This is a genomic window from Marinobacter sp. NFXS11 (assembly GCF_040148675.1).
In the GTDB taxonomy this organism is placed as follows: Bacteria; Pseudomonadota; Gammaproteobacteria; order Pseudomonadales; family Oleiphilaceae; genus Marinobacter.
Genome location: NZ_JAGDDV010000002.1, coordinates 909889 through 920467 on the forward strand (window position 1 = coordinate 909889; position 10579 = coordinate 920467).

At 56.8% G+C, this 10579-nt stretch carries 14 protein-coding genes; 4 read left to right on the forward strand and 10 right to left on the reverse strand.

What is annotated here, in order from left to right; all coding sequences use genetic code 11:
* The first annotated feature begins 51 nt into the window (after positions 1-51).
* Positions 52-1347, forward strand: coding sequence for a nitrate- and nitrite sensing domain-containing protein (locus J3362_RS13140; RefSeq protein WP_349520260.1), 1296 nt, complete (start codon positions 52-54; stop codon positions 1345-1347).
* Positions 1348-1356: 9 nt separating this feature from the next.
* Here the strand turns inward: J3362_RS13140 and J3362_RS13145 are convergent, their stop codons facing one another.
* A complete protein-coding gene (locus J3362_RS13145) occupies positions 1357-2019 on the reverse strand; it encodes a hypothetical protein (protein WP_349520955.1) in 663 nt (220 codons plus the stop codon).
* Positions 2020-2318: 299 nt separating this feature from the next.
* Here J3362_RS13145 and J3362_RS13150 point away from each other — a divergent pair, with 299 nt between their 5' ends.
* Genes J3362_RS13150 through brnA form a run of 3 tightly spaced genes read left to right on the forward strand, consistent with a single transcriptional unit; the run spans position 2319 to position 3450 of the window.
* The gene (locus tag J3362_RS13150) at positions 2319-2912 is read left to right on the forward strand and encodes a type IV toxin-antitoxin system AbiEi family antitoxin domain-containing protein (protein ID WP_349520261.1); all 594 of its coding nucleotides are present in this window, start codon (positions 2319-2321) and stop codon (positions 2910-2912) included.
* A 39-nt stretch (positions 2913-2951) separates the two neighbouring features.
* Entirely contained in the window at positions 2952-3215 is a 264-nt protein-coding gene (locus J3362_RS13155) for a BrnT family toxin (protein WP_349520263.1), read from the forward strand.
* Positions 3205-3450: a type II toxin-antitoxin system BrnA family antitoxin gene (gene brnA, locus J3362_RS13160; protein ID WP_349520264.1), complete on the forward strand. Its 246-nt coding sequence runs from the start codon at positions 3205-3207 to the stop codon at positions 3448-3450. The genes J3362_RS13155 and brnA overlap by 11 nt, the downstream gene beginning before the upstream one ends.
* A 33-nt stretch (positions 3451-3483) precedes the next feature.
* On the opposite strand, the gene J3362_RS13165 is transcribed toward brnA, so the two are convergent.
* From J3362_RS13165 to J3362_RS13205, 9 genes are all read right to left on the reverse strand, one after another.
* A complete protein-coding gene (locus tag J3362_RS13165; RefSeq protein ID WP_349520265.1) occupies positions 3484-3942 on the reverse strand; it encodes a hypothetical protein in 459 nt (152 codons plus the stop codon).
* Between the two features lie 15 nt (positions 3943-3957).
* Positions 3958-4305: a hypothetical protein gene (locus J3362_RS13170; protein ID WP_349520266.1), complete on the reverse strand. Its 348-nt coding sequence runs from the start codon at positions 4303-4305 to the stop codon at positions 3958-3960.
* A gap of 85 nt (positions 4306-4390) precedes the next feature.
* Positions 4391-4909, reverse strand: a complete 519-nt coding sequence (locus J3362_RS13175) for an Hcp family type VI secretion system effector (RefSeq protein WP_325146204.1) — start codon at positions 4907-4909, stop codon at positions 4391-4393.
* Positions 4910-5124: 215 nt separating this feature from the next.
* Positions 5125-6849 carry a bifunctional protein-serine/threonine kinase/phosphatase gene (locus tag J3362_RS13180; RefSeq protein ID WP_349520268.1) on the reverse strand — a complete coding sequence of 575 codons (1725 nt, stop codon included), beginning with the start codon at positions 6847-6849 and terminating at the stop codon, positions 5125-5127.
* A gap of 77 nt (positions 6850-6926) precedes the next feature.
* A complete protein-coding gene (locus tag J3362_RS13185; RefSeq protein WP_349520270.1) occupies positions 6927-7775 on the reverse strand; it encodes a formate/nitrite transporter family protein in 849 nt (282 codons plus the stop codon).
* A gap of 337 nt (positions 7776-8112) precedes the next feature.
* Positions 8113-8844 (reverse strand): energy transducer TonB, encoded by a 732-nt coding sequence (locus J3362_RS13190; protein WP_349520273.1) that lies wholly within the window; start codon positions 8842-8844, stop codon positions 8113-8115.
* Complete coding sequence (locus tag J3362_RS13195) at positions 8844-9254, reverse strand: ExbD/TolR family protein (protein ID WP_349520276.1); 411 nt, start codon at positions 9252-9254, stop codon at positions 8844-8846. Before J3362_RS13195 ends, J3362_RS13190 begins: the two co-directional genes overlap by 1 nt.
* On the reverse strand, positions 9251-9646 hold the full coding sequence (locus tag J3362_RS13200; protein WP_349520277.1) for an ExbD/TolR family protein: 396 nt from the start codon (positions 9644-9646) through the stop codon (positions 9251-9253). The genes J3362_RS13195 and J3362_RS13200 overlap by 4 nt, the downstream gene beginning before the upstream one ends.
* Entirely contained in the window at positions 9633-10421 is a 789-nt protein-coding gene (locus J3362_RS13205; RefSeq protein WP_349520278.1) for a MotA/TolQ/ExbB proton channel family protein, read from the reverse strand. The genes J3362_RS13200 and J3362_RS13205 overlap by 14 nt, the downstream gene beginning before the upstream one ends.
* Between the last annotated feature and the right edge of the window lie 158 nt (positions 10422-10579).

Sequence of the window (10579 nt, forward strand, 5' to 3'; positions counted from 1 at the left end):
TGCGGAAACCCCCTGCGAGGGGTGAGGGTGAGAGCGCCCGGGAGTGTACTGATGAATACCAAGCGCAATACCGTTCCGGAAATTCCCAGGGCCGGCGACTATCTGATTGCGTCCAAGACCTGCGAACTGATGAGCCTCCAGTACTTTTTGCAGATGGGCAGGCTGGTCCAATGCATTAGCAGTCTGGTGCATGGTCTGCAAAGGGAGCGTGGCGCGTCCAACGTGTTTCTCGGTTCTTCGGGACAGAAATTTCAGGAAGAAAGAGAGTCGCTGGCCGGGGAATCCGACCGGCTCAAAAGATCCTTTGAGCATGCGCTGGCAGAGATTCACGAAGAGCTGACCGGCCACCCGGTCAGTAGCCGTCTGCTGAACCAGATTGCCAGCGCACTTCACAGCCTCGATGGCCTGAGCAAGCTGAGACGTTGCGTCGTGGCACGGACAATTACTGCAGAGTCAGCCACCGAGGACTACAGCAGCCTGATACACAATCTGATAGCCGTTGTCTTCGAAGCCGCCGACACTGCCGCAGACCCTACGATTGCCGGGTTGTTGGTGGCGATGGTTCACCTGATGAATGGCAAGGAATTGTGTGGGCAGGAACGGGCCGTGGGCTCTGCGGGTTTCTCGAGCGGGGCATTTGATCGTGCACTTTCCGCGCGCATGGCGCACCTCATTGAGGCACAGGAACGCTGCTTCGACGTATTTGCCGGTTTTGCCGATGCGGATTCCCTGTCTCTCTGGCAAAAAGTACGTGGTCACGAGCGTGAAGGTGAAATCGAACGTATGAGACGTCTGGCGTCGTCTTTGGGGCGGTTTAAAGATCTCGATTCCGAGCTCGCCGATCAGTGGTTCAAGCTGATGACAGAGCGTATCGATGCTCTGAAACAGGTTGAGGATTCTGTCGAAGGCTGCTTTCACACCCGGTGTATCGAACGCTTTGCCGCTGCCAAAAAGTCGTTGGCGCATCAGGAGACATTGATTGCATCGCTTGATACCGGTGGGGACGCCAGTCAACCTTTGCTGGTTTTGTGCAATTCCGGAAGCGAAGGTTCAACGGGTGAGGCGTTTTCAAGTGAAGGGGTGGGGCAGCAGTTTGGCCGTTCAATCTTTGAACTTGTACAGGAGCAGACTCGCCGTTTGCAGCAGATCACTGACGAACTCCGGAGTGCAAAGGAAGCGCTGGAAGACCGGAAAACCCAGGAAAAAGCGGTGCTCCTGTTGATGGAGCATCGAAAAATCAGTAATGACGAAGCCCACCGATTTCTCCGGAAACTCGCCATGGATCAGGGCAGGAAGCTTCCAGAGGTTGCCCGATCACTCATTTCGATGGCAGATGTACTCAAGTAAGGCTAGCCGCTACCGCTGGCCAACCCGGCTCAGCATCTGCACTGGTACACGGTAACGAACCCCTCTTGAGTGCCCGATACCGTCCACGGTGCAGGTCTTTCGATTGACCCGGATAATCTGGCCGTGAAGTTCCCGCTGGCCGGCACCAAAGCGTACGGTATCGCCCACCTGCCAGTGGGCCATCTGTTGTCTTGTGTCCACAGGCTCGAAAGGCGTATCCGGCAGTGCCAGGCCCTGTTCCTTGGCCCTCTCTGCCAGGGCCTTGCGGGTAGCTTGCGCAGCCCCGCTCTCGTGCAACTCATCCAGAATGGTGTAGAAATGGCGGTTGTGCACAGAACCCCGATACCGTTGTCCGGCACTTTGCTGCAGGAGATGGGCAAACTCGTGGCAGCAGGTGTGTGCCAAAAGATTCAGAGTGCTCAGTTCCCCGCCAAAGTACCCCCGTTTCCGGATCTCCCGGCCCGAGAGCCAGCCGCTGGCCGTCTCCGGCTGGTGCTTAGCGGCGATCATGCGGGCACCGTAGGTGATCAGGTGCTGCCGGTCGCGGGAATCGTAGCGGTGGTAGGTGGCCTGGCCGGACCCAACCCGGCAATGCAGGACACTGCCCGGATTGCGTTCCCGGACCCACTGCTTCGCCGGTTGCCAGAGCCAGTCCCGGGTGACGGCGCACATGAGTTCGCCGAGGCTGATGGCGGTCTGGGTTGGTAGGGGCGTTTTCTGCAAACTTGGTACCTGGCCACTTCACGAATGCGTAAGAATAGACAAGCTTAACGTTCGAATTTGCGGTTTGCTATGGTCTGGCTCGGCAATATTATGCAGTGGTACTGATTATCGACCTTTGGGAAAGGTCCAGTGAAGCCGATACTTGAATGACCTATGCAATTCAGACAAACTGTCGCCATATATAAATAAGTGGTGACGATTTGTCTGGCTCCGACTCCGTCCGATCTTCCAGGGCACAACTCCAAACCATGTTCCGCCAACGCGGCGGCCAGCTCCGCCTGACAGAAGCGCTGGCTCGGGGCTTTAGCCGTTACCAGTTCTATCAGCTCCGGGACGAGGGGCTGATTGAACCGGTCAGCCGTGGCCTTTACCGGCTGGCGGACCTGCCCTCAGTAGAAAACCCGGATCTGGTGGCTGCCACTACCCGTTTCCCCAATGCGGTGCTTTGCCTGATTTCCGCGCTGGCCTGGCACGACATCACTACACAGATTCCCCATCAGGTGCATCTGGCGGTGGAGCGGGATGCCCGTCTGCCGGTACTGGATTATCCGCCGGTGGCCGGATACCGGTTCTCCGGCCGGGCTTTCAGTGCAGGCATTGACCGTGTGGACGTGGATGGCATCGTCCTGAACGTCTACAACCCTGAGAAAACCCTGGTGGACTGTTTCAAGTTCCGCAATCGCATCGGCATGGATGTGGTGCTGGAGGCCCTGGAGCTTTATCGCACCCGTAAAACCTTCCTACCGGGTAGACTAATGGAATACGCCAGAATCTGCCGGGTCGCCAATGTGATGGCGCCCTACCTGGAAGCCAAACGAGAGATGCCGGTGAAGGTATTGTAGTCTCTTGTCGATTGAGTAAAAAAGGAATAGTTTGTACTCATGGACGTGTTTGAATTTGACGGAACCAAAAGCCAAGTCAATCTGGACAAGCACGGCATTGATTTCGTAGATGCCCAGCAGCTGTGGAAAGACCCGTATTTGCTGGAAGTAAAGGCAAAGTGCATGGATGAGCCCCGATATCTGCTAATTGGCAAGATTGGGGACAAGCACTGGTCGGCCGTTGTGACTTACCGGGAGGGGCGTATTCGCCTGATTTCGGTCAGGCGTTCCCGCAAGAAAGAGGTTGAGCTTTATGAAAGCTAAAGACTTTGACAAGAAGTTTGATGAGGGCCAGGAAGATGTTGTCGGGGATCTTGATCTGTCTTCTGCAAGGCGGGTGAATCAGGAACAAAAGCGAATCAATGTTGATTTTCCGGCTTGGGTCGTGGAGTCTCTGGACCGTGAGGCAGCGCGTATTGGCGTTACCCGTCAATCCATCATCAAGGTCTGGCTGGTTGAGCGTTTACAGGCTGAGGCGGCTAATAAGCCACCCAATTAAAACAATGCCAGTGGTGTCAACTAACGGCAAATATTATTGGTGCCTCTCGTGAACCGTCAACGTGGATAAAACTTCGTAGAAAACGTCATCATCAGTGCTAATCGTAACCCATGATGACGGGTGGTTCGACGTGGCGATAAAAGCAGTGGTGTAGCCGTTTACAGTTGCAGAGAACCCATAGACTCCTTCGCCCAAGTCCAGTTCTGTCACGTCACCAGAGGATTTCTGTGCTTCCCTAAAACCCTGTCTGACCTCCTCTACTGCCGTTGAAAACTCGGCGTTGGTTTCCATCGTCGCTACAGAGCCCACTAATTCCGAGCCGCGCCAAATCTGTGTTTCAGAAGGTTGGATATCGACAGTATCGAATTGCCCGCTATTGAACTCGAACGCAATACCATTGGAAGTGCGAAACTCGGTGGCTTGTTGATAAAGAGAAGCACAACCCGAGATCAGGCTGATCAAAAAAATCCCGCAAGCGATGAACGCTTTCATGAAACACATCCCTGTTTAATTTAAAGGGTCGATTATAGCTGGTTTGAATTGCGCAGCGCGGAACCGCTTGCACATTATGTTAATGCGCACGTTGCCGGTGAGAGAGGGCTCTCCGGACTTTCTGATGATTCGCAGACCCCACTTTCTTGGTTTATTGGAGGGCATAAGCAAATCCTGCGGGCTGGGAATTGCGTCAATCCAAGTGCTGCAGTCTTCCGTTTCTGCCAATAACTCTACTACTTTGACAATAGTTTCATCTGTAATCGTGGATGAGGTAAACAGACGGGCATTGCCTTGCCCATAGAATGACCGAATGATTGCTTGAATGATATCAACATCATTCTCAGTAATTGAGTCGCTCATGCTCTTCGTTCCTTGAAGCTCTAAAGCTGATGCTCCGAAGACCCTTTCGTCTCCGGAGCATCTATTCCGCTCACTGCGGATCGACTTACGCCTCGATAGGCGAACGCCAGTCGTCAGCACCGGAAGTGCCGGCAACGGCATGCTCCCATGTGACTTTGCGGTAGGACACGGACACCGTCACCAGCTGGGTGAAGTCGGCGTTGTTGGCATCCTGGCAGTGGGGCATGTTGCAGTTGATGTCGATGATGGTGGCATCTTCGAGGATGGTGGAGAAGAAGTGCTCCTGCTTGCCCTCAACAGAGGTGCGGTACCACTTCAGTTCGACCTTGGGCAGCATCTCGCCAGAGGCGAGGGCGTTGTACATCAGCGGGGTGGCCTTGTTCAGGGCGGAGGTGAACTTGAACGGCTTGTGCACGCGCTGGCCGGAAGGCTGACCGGACTGGGGATCGGTCGGTACTGTAACAACGTGGCTGAATTCCTGAACCAGCACTTCGTCTTCGTGGCCTTCCACGTAGATGTTGCCGACGGAGTCGGAAGTGAATGCGCCGGCAGTGATGTTGCCCTGGGTCTGGCCTTCGATGCTGATATAACAAGGAGTTGGCATAGTCTGCTCCATGACTTGTGAATGAATGGTGTCCCCGGGGTGTTCCCTGGACGCCGACTTCCACTACAAAGCCTGTGCCAGAACAGGTAATGTTATTTAAAACAGTAGGTTATCTTTTTTCTCGGAAACGCTCCGGGCGTGCCGGGCAATCCCGCGCCCGAATACCAGGCGACGGATTGCTGGCGGGGCAAAATCTCGCCCGGGCAATGCAGGCTTCAGCGGAGACCCAGGGCTGCCAGCAGTGCCAGAAGCAATAAAACGGAAACGCCCTGCCAGAAGGCGACTGGATTGCGTTCCATCAGTGGCGGTCGATGGCATTTGTGCCAATCGACGGGAGGGTGTCGCAGGCTGTAAAGGTATTCCGAGAGTGCCGGATAGCGTCTGTGGGCCTGGGGATGAACGGCTTTTTCAATGGCATCGTCGACCCAGCCGGGCAGGTTCTCCCGGACCTGGCGGGCAGGTTGATATTTCAAGTTTCGAAGCTGTTTCCTGCTGTGAATCTTCGGCACTTCCGGGCCATAGGGTAGCTGGCCGGTGAGCAGTTGGTAGGTAATCACCCCCAGGGAAAACTGGTCTGCTAACCAGCTCCCAGGCTCTCCGAGAAAAGTCTCCGGGGCACTGTAGAGAGCGGCTCCCCTTGGGCCGCCTTGCTCATCGTCGCCAGAGTCTTCCAGGCCGGCGACCCGGGTGGCGCCGAAATCGATCAGGGTGACGGTGCCGTGCGCATCGACCAGCACGTTTTCCGGTTTCAGGTCCTGGTGCACCATCTCGAGCCGATGGAATGCCCGCAGGCCTTTGCCAATCTGCTCCACGAGATTACGCACGGTTTCGAGTGCCGGGGCCGGGTTATCCAGCATCCATTGCCGCAAGGTACCGCCTTCCACGAACTCTGTAGCCTGGTACAAAAAGCTGGGTTGTCGGGCTGATTGAAACGGTCTCACGACATGGGCGCTGTTGATTCGGCGGGCAATCCACTGCTCGGTGGAAAACTGTTCCAGGTAGACCGGATCGTGCCGCTGTTCCAGTGACGGCATCTTTAGCACCACCCGGGTTTCGGTGTCCTCCTCTACGGCCAGGTAAACGTGGCTGCGGCTGCTGGCGTGAATCTGTCTCAGAATCCGGTAGCCATCCAGACGGTGTCCTGGCTGTAGCTCCGGCGCGAACGGGAGTCCGGCCAGCTCGTGAAACAGTTCGCGGCTTTCTCGCACTGAGGGCACTGAGTCGACCCGGATGATCTGGGCTGTCAGGTTGTCACTGCTACCCCGCTCGAGGGCTGCAGCCGCCAACCGGCGGGCGGCGACGTTCAAGTCGTCGGCAGATTCCTGAACGATGTGGGCCATGGTTCGCCCGTCCAGATGCTCATGGATGCCATCGGTGGTCAGCAGAAAAGTGTCGCCGGGTTGTATCGGTAGGCTTTGATAATCGATGTCCAGTTGATCGCCGATGCCCATGGCACGGGTCAGGCAGCTCTCTTCCCGGGAGAGCCAGAGTCGGTGATCGGTGCTGAGCTGCTCGAGCTGTCCGGAATGGACCCGGTAGATGCGGGCATCGCCAATGTGAAACAGGTGCGCCGTGGCCGATCTGACCACCATCACGCTCAAGGTGCAAATATAGCCCCGGTCGCGGTCATAGCGATATTGGCTCTGCCGGGTCTGGGCATGGAGCCAAGCGTTGGTCGCCCGTAGTACCCGTTGCGCGGACTGTTTGACCGACCAGCTCTCCGGGGTTGAAAAGTAGTCGTTGAGAAACCCGGCCACGGCGGATTCGCTGGCAATCTGACTGACATCGCTGGAGCTGACACCGTCGGCGATGGCAACGGCAATGCCTTTGGTAACCAGCTGACGCCCCGTAGGCACTAACAGACCGTGGAAGTCCTGGTTCATCGGCTTTGCGCCAGCTTCCGAGTGCTGGCCGACGGAAATGGACAAAGATGTTGTCATGGAAAACTGGGGGTTCCCTGCTGGAGGAAAAAGCAACTCCGGCGGGTGCGGCAGCCGGAGTTGCAGGAAGACCCTGCTTAGTTGGAGCTGGCCAGGGCAGTATCGTTGTAGGCCGTTGCAATTTTGCGCTTCGGCGCAGTTCTTACATGTGTGGTGTAGAGCGTCAGGCCGGTAAAGGCCAGGCCGCCTACCAGGTTGCCCAGCACGGTGGGAATCTCGTTCCACCACAGGTAGTCCATGACCGAGAACTCACCGCCCATGATGATGGCGGACGGGAACAGGAACATGTTCACGATGGAGTGCTCGAAACCCATGAAAAAGAACAGCATGATCGGCATCCACATGGCCAGTACTTTACCGCTGACATTGGTGGAAATCATGGCGCCGACGACGCCCATGGAAACCATCCAGTTACACAGCATGCCGCGGATAAAAATGGTGGCCCAACCGGCTGCGCCGTATTCGGCGTAACCGAGTGTCCGCGCCTCTCCGACACTGGCGATCTTGGCACCAACCGCCCCCGGATCGGTGTTGAAGCCGTAGGTGAAGATAAAGGCCATCATGAAGGCCACGGTCAGTGCGCCGCCCAGGTTGCCAAGAAAGACCCAGCCCCAGTTCCGCAGAATGGCCGCCGGGGTTACGCCGGGACGCTTATCCAGTAGCGCCAGGGGGGTGAGCATAAAAACGCCGGTCAGCAGGTCGAAGCCCATCAGGTAGAGCATGCAAAAGCCGATCGGGAACAGGATGGCGCCGATCAGGAACACGCCGGTCTGGACCGCCACGGTAATGGCAAACGCTGCAGCCAGGGCCAGGATGGCACCGGCCATGAAGGCCCGAATAAGGGTGTCCCGGGTTGACATGTAGATCTTGGATTCGCCGGCGTCGACCATTTTGGTGACGAATTCCGAAGGCACGATGTAAGACATAGTGTTTTCCTCTGACTTCTATCAAGTGGCCAGACGTTTTGATTGGCCATAAAAAAACGGCGTTACTCGCCGCCTGCAATCTGCAGGTACAAGTAGACGCCGTCGTCTGAATGAATCTGTCGCTGTGAACAGAACCAACGTTGGTTCCGTTACGTCCAAATCTGCAGAGACTGTGCCAGTTTGGTTTGAATCAAAAAAAATCAGATTTAAATCAGCTTGGTATGTAGTTTTAGGTGGGAATACCTGATTTCGTGTCAAGCATGAAGCCTGTTGTCACGCACTCGATCGGTGCGTGAACTCCGCGGATTGCTGCAAGCTGGCGCAGCGGTAGCCCGGTTCAGCGGAGGCGAAAGCGTACGGGCAGTGCGTAACGGAATTTCTTTCCTGATATCTCATCAGGCACGGCCGGAAGAGGCTCTGCCTGCTCCAACATGGCCAGAGCCGACTCGTCCAGAAGCTGATGTCCGGAGCTGGCTCTCAGGCTGTGTGCCACCAGGGACCCGTCCCTCCGAAACTCGAACACAATCACAGGGGTGCCTTCCTGGCCGAGCCGTCTTGCCCGGCGGGGGTATTCATAATACCGGGCAAGGTGGCGACTGAGCCTGGACAGGTAATTGTCCACTTCTGATCTGACGCCAGCGTTTTGAAGCGGAACGGTCGCCTGAGATTGCTCCCGGGTCTCCGTTTCCACGGGATCGCCAACCGGCGTCTCTGCCTCTGTTACTTGCTCGGTGACCTCAGGTTCGGGCGTCGGCTGCGTTACCGGTTCTGGCTCGGGCGCAGGCTCAGGTTCGGGTTCGGGTTCAGGCTCGGGTTCCGGTTCAGGCGCGGGTTCCGGTTCCGGTTCCGGCTTGGGCTGTGGCTTCGGTTCCGGCGCAGTCACAGGCTCGGGCCTGGGAGCGGGCTCTCCAGCCAGCTTAATACGAATGGCGGGCGCGGTGTTGACGGCGGATTCGCCCAGAGTATTGAGCTCCACCGTCTTTTCGGGAGATGCGAAGACCAGCGCAACAAAGGTGATCACGAATGCCAGCAGCAAAAGTGTCCACCGGAAGGGTGGTTGTTGCGGCATCACTGGGCAGGCTCCGTCAATAACAGGATATCCTGGTATCCGGCCTCCTCAAGCAACCGGAAGAGTGCCTCCAGATCCGCCATGCCGATTGCTTCGGAAGCGGCGATTTTCAGGGGTTGCTCTTCGCCAGGCGTTGGCAGTCTGGCAACCAGAGACGCCCTGTCGAGCAGCTCGCCATCCACTTTCCACTCGCCTTCTGCACTGACAATCATGTCCGCATGGGGCGACTGCCGGTCCTCAGCCTGCTGCGTGGCGGGCAATTCCGGAAGTGGGTCGTCGGTCAACTGGCCGGCAACGATGAAAAACATGAGAAGCAGAAACACCAGATTGATCAACGGCAGAAGTGCATCTTCCACGCGTTCCATCAAGGTTTTGCCGGAGGTGAAGGGAGGTGGAACCAGATCGCTCATGGTGTCTGTGATTTCGCCCGCTTCCAGTGGGTGTCGATACCCTGGTCAGTCAAGCCGCTGAGTACCCTGGTGAAGGCTCCCAGAGGCGTATCACCCGTCGTCCCGAGGTTTACTTCGGTGATACCGGCGTCTCCCAGCTCGCTCACAAGCTGATCGAGGGCCATGGATTGCCCCTGCCATTGCACCTTGCCATTGGCAGTCACAGTCAGCTCAGGCAGAGGCTCGCCAGTGACCGGGCTGCGGTTGGTGGTGTTATTTGCAAGCTCCAGGTAGTCGACTGGCAACAGACGGGTGGTCAGCATAAAGAACACCAGGAGGATGAAGACGACGTCGATCAGGGGCGTGATCCGTATCGGGACCGGGCGACTCGGCCTTGGTTCAACCAGTTGCATGGGCGAATCGCTGACCCCGGGCAGTTGTATAGCGGTCGGGCTCGTCCCCGGCTGCCTCGCTGTGAAGCTGCTGTTCAGGAACCTTGTAGTCTGCCTCATCAGCGTCCAGGGTCTGCTCCGGCACAATATGCAGAATCGAAACCAGGGTACTGTTGATGGTCTTGTGGATGCGTCGCAGCCGGAACTCGATCCATGCAGCCAGTGCAGCAAACGGTATGGCCACGACCAAGCCCGCAGCGGTGGTGGTCAGGGCCTCGTAAATACCGCCACTGAGCTGGGTGGCATTGGCACGGCCTTCGGTAGCCGCCATGGCGCTGAAGGCCTCCATCATGCCCAGCACGGTTCCCAGCAGGCCGAGAAGAGGAGCCAGCGCGGCAATGACTTCGATGATCTTCAGCGGGGCCTCGAACGGCTCCAGGGATTGCTGGGCATCCCGTGCCGCGGTTTCCCGGATCTGCCGGTCATCCCGGCCCTTCTGAATGGCCTCAATGGTATCGGTGACAAGATGCTGTAGCGGATTCATCCTCCCCCATCGGCCGGCCTGCTGTCGCATTTCTGAGGGTCTTACCGACGCCGGATTGCTCTGCCAGTTCATTACGGTTTTTTTAAGCCGACCGGACAAGCGTGGTGCATAGAGTGCTCCAAGGAGCATCAAATACACGAAAGTAACCAGGCCGATTACCGCGAGTGCTACGAGCACCATCATCACAGGGCCACCCATATCAAACAGTTGGGCGAGTGGGCCTGTGTTCATGGGCAGGGTGAGGTCCGTCATTTGAAAAGGCGCTCGTTGTGCAAAAGTGGAACTAAATAATAACGATTATCATTAAATTTGCAAGTACGTAACCTGACATTGAATGCCCCTCTGTTAGACTTGAAGCCACTGGTCACTCGAACAGAAAACCTGAGATTGGAGGTAAGGTCATTACGGGT

Excerpts from the sequence above, each read along its gene's own strand:
- J3362_RS13140 (WP_349520260.1), top strand. The coding sequence starts at position 52 with ATGAATACCAAGCGCAATACCGTTCCGGAAATTCCCAGGGCCGGCGAC.
- J3362_RS13145 (WP_349520955.1), bottom strand. The coding sequence starts at position 2,019 with ATGTGCGCCGTCACCCGGGACTGGCTCTGGCAACCGGCGAAGCAGTGG.
- J3362_RS13150 (WP_349520261.1), top strand. The coding sequence starts at position 2,319 with ATGTTCCGCCAACGCGGCGGCCAGCTCCGCCTGACAGAAGCGCTGGCT.
- J3362_RS13155 (WP_349520263.1), top strand. The coding sequence starts at position 2,952 with ATGGACGTGTTTGAATTTGACGGAACCAAAAGCCAAGTCAATCTGGAC.
- brnA (WP_349520264.1), top strand. The coding sequence starts at position 3,205 with ATGAAAGCTAAAGACTTTGACAAGAAGTTTGATGAGGGCCAGGAAGAT.
- J3362_RS13165 (WP_349520265.1), bottom strand. The coding sequence starts at position 3,942 with ATGAAAGCGTTCATCGCTTGCGGGATTTTTTTGATCAGCCTGATCTCG.
- J3362_RS13170 (WP_349520266.1), bottom strand. The coding sequence starts at position 4,305 with ATGAGCGACTCAATTACTGAGAATGATGTTGATATCATTCAAGCAATC.
- J3362_RS13175 (WP_325146204.1), bottom strand. The coding sequence starts at position 4,909 with ATGCCAACTCCTTGTTATATCAGCATCGAAGGCCAGACCCAGGGCAAC.
- J3362_RS13180 (WP_349520268.1), bottom strand. The coding sequence starts at position 6,849 with ATGACAACATCTTTGTCCATTTCCGTCGGCCAGCACTCGGAAGCTGGC.
- J3362_RS13185 (WP_349520270.1), bottom strand. The coding sequence starts at position 7,775 with ATGTCTTACATCGTGCCTTCGGAATTCGTCACCAAAATGGTCGACGCC.
- J3362_RS13190 (WP_349520273.1), bottom strand. The coding sequence starts at position 8,844 with ATGCCGCAACAACCACCCTTCCGGTGGACACTTTTGCTGCTGGCATTC.
- J3362_RS13195 (WP_349520276.1), bottom strand. The coding sequence starts at position 9,254 with ATGAGCGATCTGGTTCCACCTCCCTTCACCTCCGGCAAAACCTTGATG.
- J3362_RS13200 (WP_349520277.1), bottom strand. The coding sequence starts at position 9,646 with ATGCAACTGGTTGAACCAAGGCCGAGTCGCCCGGTCCCGATACGGATC.
- J3362_RS13205 (WP_349520278.1), bottom strand. The coding sequence starts at position 10,421 with ATGACGGACCTCACCCTGCCCATGAACACAGGCCCACTCGCCCAACTG.